Below are 15,071 nucleotides of genomic sequence, written 5' to 3'. Positions count from 1 at the left end.
GGGGATTACGGGACAGCCCTTAGGCTGGCCTGGCGGTGCCGGTTGTTCGATACCGGCCTGGTGAGGAAGGTGTCAGCATGTCGGAGTCCGACGACGAGCTGGCCGAGGTTCAGCGTGCGCACTGGCAGCAGGCCTACCGCGAACATCCCGGTATGTACGGCGAGCAGCCGTCCGAGCCGGCGGTCCGTGCCGCCGCCGTCTTCCGGGCCGCCGGTGCCCGCGAGGTGCTGGAGCTGGGTGCCGGCCATGGCCGTGACGCGCTGTACTTCGCCCGCCAGGGTTTCTCGGTGGTGGCCGGCGACTTCAGCCCGGTGGGACTGGAACGGCTTCGGGAAGCCGCCACTGCCCAAGGCGTGGCCGGGCGGGTCTCCACGGCGGTGCACGACGTTCGCGAGCCCCTGCCGCTGCCGGACGACTCGGTGGACGCCGTGTTCGCGCACATGCTGCTCTGCATGGCACTGTCCACCCAGGAGATCCACGCCCTGGCCGCCGAGGTTCGACGGGTACTGCGGCCGGGCGGAGCCTTCGTCTACACCGTCCGCCACACCGGGGACGCCCACTACCAGGCCGGTACCGGGCACGGAGACGACATCTGGGAACACGGCGGCTTCGCCGTCCACTTCTTCCCCCGCGACTTGGTCGACGCCCTCGCCGAAGACTGGACTCTGCACGAGGTCGCCGCCTTCGACGAAGGCGGCCTTCCGCGGCGATTGTGGCGCGTCACGCAGACCCTTCCCCCCGGTGAGTGCCCCTGAGGGCCCAGTGCTGTCCGATCTCGGGTTCTGGCTCAACTTCTTTCATGCCGCCCCGATGCTCGGTGCACCGGGGCGGCGGCGTCGTCACGCAGTCCTCACCGCACGAGACCGTGATCGCCGGGCAGTGCGCGCGGTGCAGCAGCCCGTGGACGACCGATCCAAGGCGCATGCCTGTGCAACCGCCTTCGCCCGGACGGCCCACGACCACGGCGAGGGCGTGTTCGGCGGCATCTGCTCCGCTTCGTCACGAGCGAAACCGGGAGCACGGCATGGGCACGCGGAAGGCACCGACCGGGACTTCCCGGATACGCCGCTGTCCGAATCCGGATTTTTCGCGCGGACTACGTCGCCTCGCGCACCTCCGTGAAGCAGCGGGGGGGCTGGTCGGCCCCATAGGGGGCCCAATCGGCCTCTCCTCGGTCGTCGCGCCACAGGCGACGCTGGAAGAGGACCGCGGCCCCGCGCCGCCCGAGGAGGTTCTGACCATGAAGCACCATGTGACCGTCGGCGTGGACGGCTCTCCGGAGAGCCGGGCCGCAGCCCGTTGGGGCGCCCGGGAGGCGGCCTTGCGCAAGGTACCGCTGCGGCTCGTCCACGCCGTCGACTGGCTGATCAGCCCCGTTGTACCGGTGCCGGGCCGCGAAGTGGCCGACCGTTGGGCAGACGAGGCTCTCACCGAGGCCTTGCAGGACGTGCGACGTCGCCATCCCGGCCTGGAGGTCACGACGAGATGCCTCTCCGGCAGGCCGGCGGCAGCCCTGGCCGCCGAGGCGGCGGACGCCGGGCTGCTCGTACTCGGCTCCCGCGGGGTGGGAGTCGTGGTCGGATTCCTCGTCGGCTCGGTGAGCTTGTCGACACTGGCGGCCACCGAGACGCCGGTTGTGCTCGTACGCGCGTCGGACGCGCCCGATGAGGCCGAGCCCGTCCGGTACGGGGAGATCGTCCTGGGTGTCGACATCCACGAGGCCGCGGACAAGGTTGTGGCCTTCGCCTTTGAGGAAGCCGACCGTCGCGGCTGCGCCCTGCGAGTGATCCACGGCTGGAAGATGCCCTCCCTCTACGAGTACGCGCCCTTCTTCGACCCGGAGAACGAGCGGGAGGTCGGCCGGAGTGTCACCGTGATGCTCGACGACATGCTGATGCCGTGGCGGCACAAGTTCCCGTCCTTGTGCGTCACCCACGAGGCGTTCATGGGGCCCGCCGGCGACCAGCTCGTCCGAGCCGCAGCGAGCGCGGACCTCGTCGTGGTGGGCCGCCATCTGCGCAGCTCCCCTGTGGGGGCGCACCTGGGCTCCGTGGCCCATGCGGTCCTGCACCACGCCGCCGCCCCCGTCGCGGTCATCGCTCACGACTGACGGCCCTACTCACAAGGAAGACCGGACATGTCTCACCGCACCGTCGCAGACGTCATGACCAGGAACGTGGCCACGGCCGGCCCCGAAGCGTCACTCAAAACGGTCGCCCGGATGCTCGACGACAACGCGGTCTCGGCCCTGCCCGTCGTGGACACCCGTCACCACCCGATCGGCATCGTCTCCGAGGCGGACCTCCTCCGCAGGCAAGCCGGCCTGCCCGACAACGAAGGGCGTGACCCCCTGCCCCGTACGGCGCCGATGGACCGTGCCTCCATGGACGCCCGGACCGCCGGCGATCTGATGTCCACCCCCGTTCTGACCGCCCGCCCGGCATGGGGCATCGTCGAAACGGCCCGCTTCCTGCACGAGCGGGGCGTGAAGCGTCTGCCGGTGGTCGATGAAACCGGAACCCTGGTCGGCATCGTCAGCCGTACCGACCTGTTGCGGCCCATGCTCCGTCGCGACGACGCCATCCGCGATGAGATCGTCGACGATGTGCTGAGCCGGACGCTCAGGATGACACCCAGCGGCGTCGCAGTGACCGTACGCGAGGGGGTCGTCTCTTTGAACGGCCAGGTCGAGGACCGGTCCACCATTCCGGTGATCGAACGACTGTGCCAGTCGGTGGACGGGGTCGTCAGCGTGGACCAAGCCCTCGGCTACGCGATCGACGACCTGTCGTCGGCTGCCGATCCGGACCGCGCCGCCCATTGACCCTCACGACAACGGGCGGAAAGAGCGCAGCTCTGGAGGCATCATGAAGCACCTTCGCACCGTCGAGGACGTGATGACCCATGCCGTCATCTCCGTCGACCGCAGAACACCGTTCAAGGACATCGTGGAGACCATGCGTCAGTGGCGGATCAGCGCCCTGCCCGTCCTGTCGGAGGAAGGCCGGGTCGCCGGCGTGGTGTCCGAGGCGGATCTCCTGCTCAAGGCCCAGGGCGCGGACGAGTCCCGAGCAGTGACCGCCGGGCAGCTGATGACCGTACCGGCTGTCACCGTGACCAAGGACGCCGACATCCCCGGCGCCGCCCGCCTGATGGCCCGCGGCCACCTCAAGCGGCTCCCCGTCGTCGACGGCGATGGCCTCCTCGTCGGCGTGGTCAGCCGGGGCGACCTCCTCAAGATCTACCTCCGCCCCGACGCCGACATCGCCGAGGAGCTGCGCGAACTGATCATGGCAGAGCTCATCCCCGCCGGCTCGGCCATGGTGCAGGTCCACGTGGCCGACGGCATCGTGCACCTGGACGGCTCCATCCCCGACCCGGCCCTCAAAGACGTGCTGGTGCGTGTCGCACGCACCGTACCGGGGGTCGTGGACGTCACGGCGGTGCGCCTCGACACCAAGGTCCGAGCGTGAGGGAGGCCGACGATGAGGCATCGCAGCGTCGCCGACCTGATGACTCCGACAGCCGTCAGCGTCCAGCGGGGCACCCCGTTCAAGGAGATCGCCAGGCTCCTCAAGGAGTTCGACATCTCCGCCGTGCCCGTGGTGGACGAGGCCGAGCATCCCGTGGGCGTCGTCTCCGAAGCCGACCTGCTCCGCAAGCGCAGCTACGGCAGCGGCACCAACACCGCCGCCGATCTCATGACCAGCCCCGCCATCACCGCCCAGACCGAGTGGAGCGTCGTCCGCGCGGCGCGAGTCATGCGGGGGCACCAGGTCAAGAGACTGCCCGTGGTGGACTCCAGTGGCCGGCTGATCGGCATCCTGAGCCGCAGTGACCTGCTTCAGCTCTTCCTGCGCAGGGACCACGCCATCCAGGAGGAGATCCTCGAAGACGTACTGACCCGCACCCTGGGCCTCAGCCCGTCGTCGTTCACGGTCGAGGTCAACGACGGGCTGGTGACCCTCAGCGGCACCGTCAGTCGACGCAGTCTGGTTCCCATCGTGCTGCGCCTGTGTCAGAGCGTCGACGGCGTCGTGGACGTGGCCAACCGGCTCGACTACGAGCAGGACGACGTGTCGGTCGGTGCACGGACGCCCACCGAGCGCTAGGAGAAGAGCATGAAGCATCGGGAAGTCCGCGAGCTGATGACCCGCGAGGTCGTCGCCGTCCCCATCAGCGCCCCCTTCAAGGAGATCGCCCGCACCCTGACGGAACACAAGGTGTCGGCCGTCCCCGTCGTCGACCATTCCGGCCACCCGCTCGGCGTGATCTCGGAGCGGGACCTGCTGCCGAAGTCCGCAGGACAGAGCGACTACTTCCGGTCGCTTCCCGAACGGGAGGCCTGGCAGGAGGACAAGGCCGCAGGTACGCGCGCCGAGGAGCTGATGTCCTCGCCCCCCGTGTGTGCCCGGCCGGAGTGGACCGTCGCCGAAGCGGCCAGGCTGATGGAAGCACAAGGAGTCAAGCGGCTCCTGGTCGTGGACGACTCGGACGTACTGATCGGAATCGTCAGCCGACGGGACCTGCTACGGATCTTCCTGCGGGACGACGAGGACATCCGTCACGAGATCATGGGTGACGTGCTCGACCTCAGCCTGCGTCAGAGCCCCTCGGCCGTCACCGTGGCCGTCACCGACGGCCGGGTCGAACTGCGCGGAACCGTCGACTTCAGGAGCCTCATCCCGCTCATCGAACGCCTCTGCCGGACCGTGGACGGCGTGGTCTCCGTAACCCAGCATCTCGGCTACGCCATCGACGACACGAATTCAGCCTGAAGAAGCCGCCGATCCGCCTCGACACGGGCGGGACGAACTACCGCGCCCATGTGGGCCACTGCCGGGAGAAGCCCTCATGCACGATCGAATCGTCGTCGGCCTCGACGGATCCGCGGAAAGCCTCGCGGCGGGCCACTGGGCGGCGCGAGAGGCCGTCCTGCACGGCGTGCCGCTTCGCCTCGTCCACGCCGAGGAATGCTCGTCGCCCCGGGGCCTCCCGGTGCCGACGAGCGAAGTCCGCCGCCACTGGGCTCAGACGCTGATGAACGAGACCGCCGACGAACTGCGTGCGAGCCACACCGAACTGGACGTCGATGTTCGGTCACTCGACGGCAGACCGGCCGCCGAGCTCGCCGGCGTCGCGGCCGACGCGAACATGATCGTCCTGGGTTCCCGGGGACTGGGCACCGTCACGGGCTTCGTCCTCGGTTCCGTCGGCATGGCGGTCATCCGGGCGACGGTACGGCCGGTGGTCATGGTGCGTGCGAGCGAGGACGCGGTACCGCGCCCCGACGGCCGGCACGCCGCCCGCGAGGTTCTGGTAGGCGTTGACATCAGCCGGCCGTGCGATGCGCTGCTCACCTTCGCCTTCGAGGAGGCAGCACGGCGGGCCTGCACCCTCCATGTTCTGCACAGCTGGTCACCGCCTCCACTGGTGGGATACGGCGCGGCGTACGACCCGAGAGTGCACGCCCAGCTCGAAATCAGCGCGAATGCCTCTTTGCGCGACGTCCTGGGGCCCTGGCAGGACAAGCACCAGGATGTCGCGGTCATTTCGCGCGCGAGCGCCGGGCATGCCGCTACCGAGCTCGTCGAGAGGTCCTCCGAAGCAGGTCTCATCGTCGTCGGCCGCCGCATCCGGAGGTCCTCGATCGGCGCACACATCGGACCGGTCACCCACGCGGTCCTCCACCACGCCGAGGCGCCCGTCGCCGTCATCGCGCACGATTAGCGGCACAAGGCGCCGCGCTGCGGCTTACCGCTCCGCGCAGATCGTCTCGACGAAGTGCCCCACCTGTTCCTCGGACAGATGCCTGGCGAGATCGGCCTCGCTGATCATCCCGACGAGGCGGTGGTCGGCGATCACCGGGACACGTCGGATACGGTGATCCTGCATCGTCTGCAGCACTTCGCTCGTGTCAGCGCCGGCGTCGACCGTGACCGGCTTGCCCTGCGCGAGCTGCCCGGCTGTCATGTGGTGCGGGTCCTTGCCCTTGGCAAGGCACTTCAGCACGATGTCACGGTCGGTGATGATGCCGTGCAGACGGTCGTCAGGCCCGCAGATCGGCAGAGCGCCGACGTCCAGTTCGCTCATCCGCCGGGCCGCGTCCATGAGCGTCTCGGTCTCCTGTACGCAGGTGGCACCGCTGTGCATGATGTCCCGTGCGGTGGTCATGGCTGCCTCCTCACGCGCGTATCCCTGTCCGTCTCCAGTCTGGACTTGGGCCCAGCGCCGCGCTCGTCGACGCGAGATTCCGATGAAACCGAAGACCAAGCTGTGGCCAGGACATGTGTAGCGGCGAGCGGGCCTCCGCACGGGGCGTCGCCATTCTCCTTAATCCGGCTCCATGTAAGGGCGGCGGAAGACCGGCGCCTGACCGGAGCCGTACGGGCGTACGGCCGCCATCGCCTGGATGACCGCGGCCTCCAGGAGGCCGCCGGTGTCGATGGGGACGGCCTCCGCCCACGGCGGTTCCGCGGTTGCCATGGCCTTGGCCACCTCAGGGGTTGCGTCGGAGGCTCCGGGGGCGCGGGTGGTCAGGCGCACCGCCGACACCTCTCCCGGAGCCTGGCAGTGCAGGGCCACCAGGTCGGCACTGGTGCGTTCGGCCAAGCGCAGGGCGGCATCGCGCTGTCCCGCGTCGGACCAGGTGGCGTCGAGGACGACTGACTCGCCGCGGGACAGCAGGGTGGACGCCCGGTCGAGCAGGGCCGCGTACGTCCTCGCGGTCCACTCGGGCGTGTACAGCCCTTCGCCGTACCCGGCGGCCACGGATTCCTCCTCCGGGATGCCTGCCAGCTCCTTGCGCAGGCGGTCGCTGCTGAGCAGTGTGACGCCCAGACGATCGGCCAGTGCGCCGGAGAGCGTGGACTTCCCGCTGCCCGGGAGGCCGCCGATGAGGGTCAGGCCGACGGCGGAGGTGCGCAGGTGGCGCAGCGTCGTGGTGACCAGGCGCCGCGCTGACGCCTGCGCGCCGCGAGCGCCTTGAGCTGCCTGGATCAGGGACACCTTGGCCCGGACGAACGCGCGGTAGGCGACGTAGTGGTGCCACAGGGACGGCGGTGCGGGGTCACCGGAGTACTCGCCGTACTGGGCGAGGAAGAACGCCGCGGCCTCCGGGGCACCCGTCTGCTCCAGGTCCATGGCGAGGAAGGCCGCGTCGTCGAGTCCGTCGACATGGCGGAGGCGGTCATCGAATTCCAGACAGTCCAGGATGCGGGGGCCGTCGTCGAGGCAGAAGATGTCCTGGGCGAGCAGGTCGCCGTGGCCGTCGACCACCCGCCCCTGCTCGATACGGGCATCGAACAGGGTCTCGCGGCCTGCGAGATAGCGACGCACCAGGCGCTGCGCCTCGTCCACCCCGTCGAGCAGCCCGCCGTCTCCAGTCAGTCCCCTGACCTGAGTGAAGCTCGCTTCCCAGCGTGCGGACAGCGCGTCCCGCCTGCCCTGATCGTCGATGTCCGGGCCGCGTGGCGCGTCCGCGTGGCGGGAGGCGAGGAGGCGTGCGACGGACCGCAGGGCGTCGTCGACGTCGGCGCCTTCACTGACGAGCAGGGACAAGCGACGTTCCGCCGGCATACGACGCATCACCACGAGAGGTTCGGGCGTTTCCGCGTCCGGTCCGCGAAATTCGGCCAGCCCCAGGTAAACGTCGGGAGCGAAGCGACGGTTGAGGGCGATCTCCCGTTCGCAGACGATCCGCCGGGCCGCCGCGGTCGTGTAGTCGAGGAACCCCAGGTCGACCGGCTTTTTCAGCTTGTAGGCGCGGTCACCGACGAAGAAGAGGACCGCGGTGTGCGTCTCGCACACCTCTGCCCGCGGGAACGGCGGAACATCGAGGCCGGTGCCGGTCCGGAGCGCGGACGCGTCGGTGCGGTGCGCCGGCACCGACAGCACCTCGTTGTGGCTCGGCTCCTCAGTCATGGGCAATGACGGCGACAGGGCAGCGGGCGCGGCGGTCGGCTTCGTCAGCGGCCCAACGGGCGGCCGCGAGGCTCTCGGGTGAACCGTCGAGGCCCACGGTGACGACTGGCTCCATGCCGGCTGCTCCGTCTGGTAGATGACTGGAAGGGAGGTGAGGTGTCCGGTCGGCCGGAGCCCTGTCGTCCCCGATTGCGCCGGTAGCCGTGCAGCGACCGTAAGCGGTACTCGATGAAGCGCCTGTGCCAACGCGCCGTGCTACGGCCGCATGTCATCCGCGGAGCACCTGAAGCCTCCCCGCAGCGCGCCGGAGGCCGTCGTTCCAGGAACGTGATCAGTGGGTGCGTTCGATGTCCAGTTCCAGGAAGTGGGCCGAACACGAGATGCACGGGTCGTGGTTGCGGACGGCTCGTTCGCACAGCCGGTGTGTCCGCCCGGGCTGCGCCGCCGGTGGGAAGCAGGCGTCGACGACGAGCGTGAGGGCCTTGTCCTCCCGGAGGGCCATCAGGCGGCCGGGGTCTCCATCGCTCTGGGCGAGCTCAGTACCGGCTGGGAGAGGTCGCCGTGCTTCCCGTTCACACAACAACGCGATGGTGGCCCACCCGAGCCCGTCATCGCGCCGGAACTCGTTGCCGATCCCGATGACCGCCGTGCCGGCGAGCGGCTTCATGGGTACCCGCTGCCTCTTCGGGCGTCTCCCGGCACAGCCTGCCCTACTCACGGGGCGCGGTCCTGCGCGATGGGGCAAACGGCGCACGGCGCAGCCCCCTGCCCGGGGCCCTCGGTACCGCGAAGTACCGCTGCGCGACGAGTGTCGTCGTCCACGCCGCGGGATTCACGGCAGGGCGTGGTCACCGGTGCCCACCTGCCGTCCGTGGTCGCGCGCGAACGCGTCGAGAGCTTGCCTGGGCGTGCCCTGGGTGTGCAGGAAGCGCTCGTCCAGGATGCTCGCGAGGTCTTCCAGGGCGGAACTCAACACCGTGGAGGCGAGCCGGACATCCCGGTGTCCGGCTTCCGAAGCCTCATCGGCGATGTCGAGGGCGTAGCCGATCTGGTGGGCGAGGGAGGTCCGGTCGTCGCCGTCGTGGAAGTAGTAGGACTCCGCGTACTGGAGCAGGTCGACCGCTGCGACGGACAGCGCTGTGGCCAGGCTGTCCAGCATGGCGGCCCCGGCCGGGGAGTCGATCTGTTCCCTTCTGGGGTACGTACGGGAGAGGTGGGAGAGCCGCAATGCCAGCGCCCTGCGGCGCGCCAACGCGGGGTAGATGCCGAGGATCCAGGAGACCGTCGCGGTCAGAAGGGCGAATCCGACCAGCGCCTCCAGGGGTGCGAGGAGGCGCAGCCATCCCTCGGCAGGGGCGACGTCGCCGAGACCGAGCGTGGAGAGCGTGACCAGCGAGACGTAGGTCGCGTCCAGCAGACTCGCATGATCGTCGGGGTGCAACCCGCCCGCGTACACGAACGCCTCGGGCATGTGCGGCCAGTAGATCAGCGCCCACCCCACCGCCACGGTCAGGGCCCACAGGGCGACGACGGACACCATGGCGAGCGGGCCGGCCAGGCCGGCTGCTGTGCGACGGGTGCCAAGGACGAGGGACAGCCGCCACAGTGTGGTCATGACCAGGCGGCTCAGCCCGCCGTGACGCGTCGGGTGCCACAGCGTGTGGAACACGTCCCGCAGGATCAGCAGGACCAGGGCCGCGCCCATGACCGTGACCAGCCAATCCATCCGGCACCCCTTTTCCCCTGCGCTTCGCCCAGGATCGCGCACCTCCGTAGCCGCTGATCGCAGCCCACGCCGTCGCCAGGTGCCAGATGCGGGGCCGGACTCACCCGGCGGCGGAAATCGGCCGGGGCTGCGGCCCCAGGCGGAACCCTGTGACGATTTCGGACCGGATGCGCAGGATGCCGGCCGGCGGCTGGTTCATCCACGGGTCGAGAAGCGCCGCAAGCCGTTCGGCCTCGTTGCGGTTCTCGACGAGCTCGGCGTAGCCGATCACCACGACACTCCAGCCGAGATGCGTGTCGGGGTCGATGGCGTCGGCTTCGTAAGCGAGGACGATGCCGGGTGTGCCGGGTGTGCCGGATGTGCCGGGTGTCGCCATCAGCGATTCGCGTGAGGCGCTTTCGTCGAGCCGGATGATCACGTCCTCCCCTTCGACGACGTGGTTCACCGGCCGGATGGCCGGCAGCGCCTGGTGGGTGAAGACGATGCGGCCCAGCGGCACGGTGCCCAGCAGCCGCAGCGCCTCAGAGCGGTCCAGTTGCTCCGTGGACCGCGTCGGGTCCGTGACAGGGCCATGGTCCGGCCTCCAGGCGGTTTCATGATCCATCACACGGCCCTCCGCTCCGACCGCATCGTGTCGGCCTCGGCTACACCCAGCGTCCTGGCCTCCTCGCGCGCCGTGCCAGGGCCGAACGGTCCCCTGTCCTGTGGAATCGGGGGCCGGTCGGCCCATGCCCAGCGCCTCTGGACCGCCCAGAATTGAATCGGAATCAACCGGAGGCCCCCATGAGGACCACTACGCCTACGAAGATCGCCGGCGCGTTGCCGGCTGAGCACCGTTCCCGGCTGATGGACATCGCACGGGACGTCAACTTCCCCGAGAACGCGCGCCTCTTCAACGAGGGCGGCCGGGCGGACAGGTTCTGGATCGTCCGAACCGGCATCGTCGCCCTGGACGTGCACGTGCCCGGCAGACAGCCGGCGGTGATCGAAAGCCTCGGACCGGGCGAACTCGTGGGGTGCTCCTGGATGCTGCAGCCCAGTGCCTGGAAACTGGGCGCGGTGGCCACAACACCGGTGCGCACGTACGGATTCGACGCCGCCGCGGTGCGCACGATGATGGATACCGACCCTGCTTTCGGCTCCGCGATGGGTCACTGGGTCGCGCAGGTGCTCGCGCACCGGCTGCACGCCGCCCGCATCCGGCTGCTCGACCTCTATGCCCCGCACGGCAGTGGCAGCTATCTCTGACGGCCGGTGTCCCGCACCTCAACCCCCAGCAGTGAGGAGGACGTCATGCCCGCGTCCCGGTACACCGTCAGCGACGTCATGACCCATACGGCCGTGGCCATCGGCCGTGAGGCTTCGTACAAGGAGATCGTCGAGCTGATGGACCAGTGGAAGGTCAGCGCCGTTCCCGTCCTGGAGGGCGAGGGGCGTGTCGTCGGGGTGGTCTCCGAGGCGGATCTTCTTCCGAAGGAGGAGTTCCGCCGCGACGACCCCCGGCTTCCCGATCAGCTGGAAGAGGCGTCCAAGGCGGGGGGTGTGCTGGCCGAGGAGCTGATGTCGAGTCCGGCCGTGACCGTACACCCCGACGCCACGCTCGCCGAAGCTGCCCAGATCATGGCCCGCAAGCACGTGAAGCGCCTCCCCGTGGTGAACGGCGTGGGGATGCTGGAGGGGGTCGTGAGCCGAAGCGACCTGCTCAAGGTCTTCCTGCGCACCCACGAGGAGATCGAGGAGGAGATCCGCGACGCGGTGCTCGCCGAGCTCGCTCCCCCGGTAGATCTACAGGCATCGGTGAAGGACGGCGTCGTCACCCTGCGCGGATCGCTCCGTGATCGCGCCCTCGTGCCGCTGGTGGCCCGCGCCATCCGTGCCGTGGAAGGCGTGGTGGACGTACGGATGGAACTGGAAGGGCAGCCCGGCGGAGCTGCCTGAACCCCTTCACCGCCGCGCTGGCTCGGGGGCTCGGGGACGCACCACAAGGTGCGTCCGCCCGCCCCGCTGAGACAAGGCGCACCGCCCGTCTGACGCACTCGCTGAGGGACCCGGAGACCGTCAAGGCTCCGGACGACGATCGGCTGGCCGCTCTCTCCGAACGGGAGCGTTCTGTGCTCGAACTGATCGGCGAGGCCTCACGAACGCTCAGATCGCCAAGCGGCTGCACCTGTCCGAGAAGACGGTCAAGAACCATATCTCGCGGCTGCTGGGCAAGTTGGGGGTGGAGCGCCGGGTGCAGGCCGCCGTCATCGCCGCGCAGGTCCACTACTGATGATCTCCGCGTGGTGTCGTCTGGCGGTCGGCAATGACCCCAGGTCAGAAACCCAGCCGCCGTGCGACACCACAGGCGGAATCTCAGTAACACGGGCGCGGGCACGAGCCGGAGCACGGCAAGGGCCGGAGCTGAGAGAGTGTCGACGGGGGGTCACCCGTAGGGCGGGAGGTCGCCTCCATCCGGCGGTACCCGCCATTTCTCGGTCATGTACGGGTTGCCGAACACGTCCGCCTCCAAGCGGCTCACAGGGGAAGTCCGGTCTGCTGAAGGCGTCAGCCGGCGTCCTCTGCACCGGGATGCCGAACGTGTGCGTCCGGTCCGGGAAAGAAGAGGGTCGTTTTGCCGGTGTCCAACCAGCGGACGTCGTAGGGCGGGGTGCCGTCGTCGTGGTGCAGACCGACGACTTCGCCGTCGCGACCCGCTTTGCCCACCGACGGCCCGCCCACCATGATCTCGTCGCCTACGCGGGCGTGGGGACCGTGCTGGGACGTGTTCGCCTTCATGATCATCAGCTCCTTCGGAATGCGTGCCGTGCGAGTCGGGCCGCCGCGAAGCCGCTCACGAGGGCAACTGAAGCCAGGGCAAGGCCCGGCCGTCCAAGAGGTTCGGTCTCCAGAACCGACTGCAGTGGAGGAAGGTAGAGCGCTGCCGCCCCGAGGAGGGCGGAGGCGAGGACGGACAGGGGCAGGAAGAGGTTCTCCCTGGTCAGCAAGCGGGTTCGTAGGCCCAGCACGACGCCGAGCTGCGCAGCGAGCAGGGACAGGAAGAGGACGCTCTGCCAGGGCAGACCCCAGGCCCGTGCGACCGTCCCGGCGCTGAGGCAGGCAGCTGTGACGACTGCGGCGAGCACCACGAGGCGCTGCCAGGCGCCCGCGCCGAGGATGTGCTGGCCGGGCGGCCTGGGGGGCCTGTGCATCGCCTCCGGGTCCACCGGTTCGGCGCCCATGGCCACCCCGGTCAGACCATGGGTCAGGAGGTTGATCCACAGGATCTGACCCGCCCGGAGCGGCAGCGGAAGGCCGAGGAGGGGGCCGATCAGCATGACGAGGATCTCGGCGGCGCCGCCGGCCAGGCCGTAGACGAGGAAGCGGCGGATGTTGTCGTAGACCCGCCGGCCCTCCTCGACGGCCGCGACCACGGTCGACAGGTCGTCGTCGGTCAGCACGAGGTCGGCAGCCTGGCGGGCGACCTCGGTGCCCCGCTGGCCCATGGCCACCCCGATGTCGGCGCGGCGCAGGGCGGGGCCGTCGTTGACCCCGTCGCCTGTCATGGCGGTGACGGCCCCCTTGGCCCGCCAGGCGTCGACGATGTCGAGCTTCTGCTGTGGATCGGTCCGGGCGAAGACGCGTGCGGCGGTGAGGTCGGCAATCCGGCCTGCCGCCAGGTCGGGGCCGTTGACCACGGTCTCGTCATCGGTGTCCGCTTCGGCCAGGCCGACGCGGATGGCGATCGCGCGTGCCGTGGCGGGGTGGTCTCCGGTGATCAGGACGGGGGTGATGCCGGCCGCGTGGCAGGCGGCGAGAGTGGCCGCTGCCGCGGGCTTGGGCGGATCGCTGATGGCGACCAGGCCCAAGAGCCTCAGTCCTGCTTCGGCCGTCTCCGCGCTGTCCGGTTGCTCAGTGTGTTCGGCGGAGGCCACGGCGAGCACTCGGTATCCGCGGGAGGCCAGGATCGCCGCCTGCTGCCGGGCTCCGGCCACCAGGTCGGTGCGGTCGGCGAGAACGGCTGCGGCCAGCACCACCTCCGGGGCGCCCTTCAGACACACCAGGGCGCCGCCGGAGGGCAGGCGGTGGACTGTGGTCATGCGCTTACGTCCGCTGTCGAACGGCATCTCCCACGTCCTGGGGTGGGTGCGCCTCAGGAGCTCCGGCTCGTCGCACCCGGCTTTGACCGCGGCCGACAGGAGGGCGGCCTCCATGGGGTCGCCGACCGCGGTCCACCGGTTCTCGTCCGGGGGCTCTGCCCGGGGCGGCCGCAGGGAGGCGTCGTTGCAGAGCGACGCGGCCGTCAGCAGCTCCTGCACGGGGCCGAGCTCGGCCGCCGTCGGCTGCCTGCCCTCGACCAGGACGTCTCCCTGCGGTTCGTACCCCACTCCGAAGAAGTCGACTGCGGCCCGTGGCGTCCACACGTGCTGGACGACCATGCGGCCTTCGGTGAGGGTGCCGGTCTTGTCGGTGGCGAGGACCGTGACGGAGCCGAGGGTCTCCACGGCGGGGAGCCGGCGGATGAGGGCGTGCCGGGCCGCCATGCGCCGGGCTCCCAGTGCGAGCGCCAGGGTCACGACGGCCGGCAGTGATTCCGGGACCGCTGCGACGGCCAGGCTGATCGCCGTCACCGCCATGATCCCGAGCGGCAGGCCCTGGACGAGCCCGAGGCCGAAGACCACCAGGCAGAGGGCCAGGGTGACGATGGCCAGGATGCGCCCCAGCGAGGCGAGACGGAGTTGCAGGGGTGTCGGCTCCCGCTTGGTGTCGAGGAGCGCGGCGATCCGGCCGAGCGCGCTGTCGGGCCCGGTGGCCCTCACCGTCGCCACACCCCGGCCTCGCACGACCACCGTCCCCGCGCCCAGCGTCGAATCGCCCTCCTTGTCCACGGGGATGGATTCCCCGGTGAGCATGGATTCGTCGATCATGAGGGCGGACGCCTCGGTGACATCGGCGTCGGCCCGCCACGATGTCGCCCTCGGCGAGAAGCAGGACATCGCCGGGCACCACGGCGGCGGCGGGGACCTCGCGCGGAGCACCGTCCCGCAGGACCCGTGCCTTCGGTGCCGACATCGCGGAGAGAGCTGCCACCGCGTGGTCGGCACGGGTCTCCTGCACGACGCCCACGGTCGTGTTGACGACGATCACCACGGCGATGACCACCGCGTCCGCGTGGTCGCCGATCGCGATCGTCAGTACCACCGCGCCCAGGAGCACCATGATCAGTGGATCGCGGAGCTGGGCCAGCACCCTGGCGTACCAGGGTGCCGCCGGGGCGGGCGGGATCTCGTTGCTGCCGTGCTCGGTCAGTCGGCGTTCTGCCTCGACGTCGGTGAGCCCGCCGAGCGTGCTGACAGGTGCTTCTGCGGTGGCCGGAGTCATCGCCATGGCGGTCCTATTCGGCCGGAACCGTGATGACCGGGCAGAACGCCCGGTGCAGCAA

General features: G+C 70.0%; 15 protein-coding genes and 5 pseudogenes. 10 read left to right on the top strand and 10 right to left on the bottom strand.

Annotation, left to right across the window (positions count from 1 at the left end; all coding sequences use genetic code 11):
• The first annotated feature begins 77 nt into the window (after nt 1-77).
• Nucleotides 78-755, top strand: a complete 678-nt coding sequence (locus ACWGIU_RS10620; RefSeq protein WP_453704366.1) for a class I SAM-dependent methyltransferase — start codon at nt 78-80, stop codon at nt 753-755.
• A 106-nt stretch (nt 756-861) separates the two neighbouring features.
• Here ACWGIU_RS10620 and ACWGIU_RS10615 read toward each other — a convergent pair.
• Nucleotides 862-990: pseudogene (locus tag ACWGIU_RS10615) on the bottom strand (universal stress protein); the annotation flags it as partial.
• A 250-nt stretch (nt 991-1,240) separates the two neighbouring features.
• Here ACWGIU_RS10615 and ACWGIU_RS10610 point away from each other — a divergent pair.
• From ACWGIU_RS10610 to ACWGIU_RS10585, 6 genes are all read left to right on the top strand, one after another.
• Nucleotides 1,241-2,110, top strand: a complete 870-nt coding sequence (locus tag ACWGIU_RS10610; protein ID WP_453704365.1) for a universal stress protein — start codon at nt 1,241-1,243, stop codon at nt 2,108-2,110.
• A gap of 27 nt (nt 2,111-2,137) precedes the next feature.
• The gene (locus ACWGIU_RS10605) at nt 2,138-2,824 is read left to right on the top strand and encodes a CBS domain-containing protein (protein WP_453704363.1); all 687 of its coding nucleotides are present in this window, start codon (nt 2,138-2,140) and stop codon (nt 2,822-2,824) included.
• Nucleotides 2,825-2,867: 43 nt separating this feature from the next.
• Nucleotides 2,868-3,473, top strand: coding sequence for a CBS domain-containing protein (locus ACWGIU_RS10600; RefSeq protein ID WP_453704361.1), 606 nt, complete (start codon nt 2,868-2,870; stop codon nt 3,471-3,473).
• Between the two features lie 12 nt (nt 3,474-3,485).
• Nucleotides 3,486-4,112 (top strand): CBS domain-containing protein, encoded by a 627-nt coding sequence (locus tag ACWGIU_RS10595; protein WP_453704359.1) that lies wholly within the window; start codon nt 3,486-3,488, stop codon nt 4,110-4,112.
• A gap of 9 nt (nt 4,113-4,121) precedes the next feature.
• Nucleotides 4,122-4,778, top strand: a complete 657-nt coding sequence (locus ACWGIU_RS10590) for a CBS domain-containing protein (RefSeq protein WP_453704357.1) — start codon at nt 4,122-4,124, stop codon at nt 4,776-4,778.
• A gap of 76 nt (nt 4,779-4,854) precedes the next feature.
• A complete protein-coding gene (locus ACWGIU_RS10585) occupies nt 4,855-5,730 on the top strand; it encodes a universal stress protein (protein ID WP_453704355.1) in 876 nt (291 codons plus the stop codon).
• Between the two features lie 24 nt (nt 5,731-5,754).
• Here ACWGIU_RS10585 and ACWGIU_RS10580 read toward each other — a convergent pair whose 3' ends face one another.
• The 6 genes and pseudogenes from ACWGIU_RS10580 to ACWGIU_RS10555 all read right to left on the bottom strand — a co-directional run bounded on the left by ACWGIU_RS10580 (nt 5,755) and on the right by ACWGIU_RS10555 (nt 10,253).
• On the bottom strand, nt 5,755-6,174 hold the full coding sequence (locus tag ACWGIU_RS10580) for a CBS domain-containing protein (RefSeq protein WP_453704353.1): 420 nt from the start codon (nt 6,172-6,174) through the stop codon (nt 5,755-5,757).
• Between the two features lie 159 nt (nt 6,175-6,333).
• Nucleotides 6,334-7,809 carry a bifunctional aminoglycoside phosphotransferase/ATP-binding protein gene (locus ACWGIU_RS10575; RefSeq protein WP_453704370.1) on the bottom strand — a complete coding sequence of 492 codons (1,476 nt, stop codon included), beginning with the start codon at nt 7,807-7,809 and terminating at the stop codon, nt 6,334-6,336.
• Nucleotides 7,810-7,951: 142 nt separating this feature from the next.
• Nucleotides 7,952-8,113, bottom strand: a pseudogene (locus ACWGIU_RS10570) (universal stress protein); the annotation flags it as partial.
• Between the two features lie 141 nt (nt 8,114-8,254).
• Nucleotides 8,255-8,590 carry a hypothetical protein gene (locus tag ACWGIU_RS10565; RefSeq protein ID WP_453704351.1) on the bottom strand — a complete coding sequence of 112 codons (336 nt, stop codon included), beginning with the start codon at nt 8,588-8,590 and terminating at the stop codon, nt 8,255-8,257.
• A gap of 165 nt (nt 8,591-8,755) precedes the next feature.
• Nucleotides 8,756-9,649, bottom strand: coding sequence for a potassium channel family protein (locus ACWGIU_RS10560; protein ID WP_453704349.1), 894 nt, complete (start codon nt 9,647-9,649; stop codon nt 8,756-8,758).
• Between the two features lie 100 nt (nt 9,650-9,749).
• Complete coding sequence (locus ACWGIU_RS10555; protein WP_453704368.1) at nt 9,750-10,253, bottom strand: pyridoxamine 5'-phosphate oxidase family protein; 504 nt, start codon at nt 10,251-10,253, stop codon at nt 9,750-9,752.
• 179 nt (nt 10,254-10,432) lie between these two features.
• Between ACWGIU_RS10555 and ACWGIU_RS10550 the strand changes: the two genes are divergently transcribed.
• From ACWGIU_RS10550 to ACWGIU_RS10540, 3 genes and pseudogenes are all read left to right on the top strand, one after another.
• On the top strand, nt 10,433-10,897 hold the full coding sequence (locus ACWGIU_RS10550) for a Crp/Fnr family transcriptional regulator (protein ID WP_453704347.1): 465 nt from the start codon (nt 10,433-10,435) through the stop codon (nt 10,895-10,897).
• Between the two features lie 45 nt (nt 10,898-10,942).
• Complete coding sequence (locus ACWGIU_RS10545) at nt 10,943-11,587, top strand: CBS domain-containing protein (protein WP_453704345.1); 645 nt, start codon at nt 10,943-10,945, stop codon at nt 11,585-11,587.
• Nucleotides 11,588-11,667: 80 nt separating this feature from the next.
• A pseudogene (locus ACWGIU_RS10540) lies at nt 11,668-11,921 on the top strand (response regulator transcription factor); the annotation flags it as partial.
• 299 nt (nt 11,922-12,220) lie between these two features.
• Here the strand turns inward: ACWGIU_RS10540 and ACWGIU_RS10535 are convergent.
• From ACWGIU_RS10535 to ACWGIU_RS10525, 3 genes and pseudogenes are all read right to left on the bottom strand, one after another.
• Nucleotides 12,221-12,373, bottom strand: a pseudogene (locus tag ACWGIU_RS10535) (DUF1918 domain-containing protein); the annotation flags it as partial.
• A 59-nt stretch (nt 12,374-12,432) separates the two neighbouring features.
• Complete coding sequence (locus ACWGIU_RS10530; RefSeq protein ID WP_453704343.1) at nt 12,433-14,556, bottom strand: cation-translocating P-type ATPase; 2,124 nt, start codon at nt 14,554-14,556, stop codon at nt 12,433-12,435.
• A 325-nt stretch (nt 14,557-14,881) separates the two neighbouring features.
• Nucleotides 14,882-15,010 (bottom strand): annotated as a pseudogene (locus ACWGIU_RS10525) (cation-transporting P-type ATPase); the annotation flags it as partial.
• Nucleotides 15,011-15,071: the final 61 nt, after the last annotated feature.

Source organism: Streptomyces sp. NPDC054840 (genome assembly GCF_053611065.1).
The sequence above is the reverse complement of the archived record's forward strand: the minus strand, read 5'-3'. Positions and strand labels throughout refer to the sequence as shown.

What these genes read in the sequence shown, in the direction of transcription:
- ACWGIU_RS10600 (WP_453704361.1), top strand. Translation starts at nt 2,868, where the DNA reads ATGAAGCACCTTCGCACCGTCGAGGACGTGATGACCCATGCCGTCATC.
- ACWGIU_RS10595 (WP_453704359.1), top strand. Translation starts at nt 3,486, where the DNA reads ATGAGGCATCGCAGCGTCGCCGACCTGATGACTCCGACAGCCGTCAGC.
- ACWGIU_RS10585 (WP_453704355.1), top strand. Translation starts at nt 4,855, where the DNA reads ATGCACGATCGAATCGTCGTCGGCCTCGACGGATCCGCGGAAAGCCTC.
- ACWGIU_RS10555 (WP_453704368.1), bottom strand. Translation starts at nt 10,253, where the DNA reads ATGGATCATGAAACCGCCTGGAGGCCGGACCATGGCCCTGTCACGGAC.
- ACWGIU_RS10605 (WP_453704363.1), top strand. Translation starts at nt 2,138, where the DNA reads ATGTCTCACCGCACCGTCGCAGACGTCATGACCAGGAACGTGGCCACG.
- ACWGIU_RS10550 (WP_453704347.1), top strand. Translation starts at nt 10,433, where the DNA reads ATGAGGACCACTACGCCTACGAAGATCGCCGGCGCGTTGCCGGCTGAG.
- ACWGIU_RS10620 (WP_453704366.1), top strand. Translation starts at nt 78, where the DNA reads ATGTCGGAGTCCGACGACGAGCTGGCCGAGGTTCAGCGTGCGCACTGG.
- ACWGIU_RS10530 (WP_453704343.1), bottom strand. Translation starts at nt 14,556, where the DNA reads ATGATCGACGAATCCATGCTCACCGGGGAATCCATCCCCGTGGACAAG.
- ACWGIU_RS10580 (WP_453704353.1), bottom strand. Translation starts at nt 6,174, where the DNA reads ATGACCACCGCACGGGACATCATGCACAGCGGTGCCACCTGCGTACAG.
- ACWGIU_RS10590 (WP_453704357.1), top strand. Translation starts at nt 4,122, where the DNA reads ATGAAGCATCGGGAAGTCCGCGAGCTGATGACCCGCGAGGTCGTCGCC.
- ACWGIU_RS10565 (WP_453704351.1), bottom strand. Translation starts at nt 8,590, where the DNA reads ATGAAGCCGCTCGCCGGCACGGCGGTCATCGGGATCGGCAACGAGTTC.
- ACWGIU_RS10560 (WP_453704349.1), bottom strand. Translation starts at nt 9,649, where the DNA reads ATGGATTGGCTGGTCACGGTCATGGGCGCGGCCCTGGTCCTGCTGATC.
- ACWGIU_RS10610 (WP_453704365.1), top strand. Translation starts at nt 1,241, where the DNA reads ATGAAGCACCATGTGACCGTCGGCGTGGACGGCTCTCCGGAGAGCCGG.
- ACWGIU_RS10545 (WP_453704345.1), top strand. Translation starts at nt 10,943, where the DNA reads ATGCCCGCGTCCCGGTACACCGTCAGCGACGTCATGACCCATACGGCC.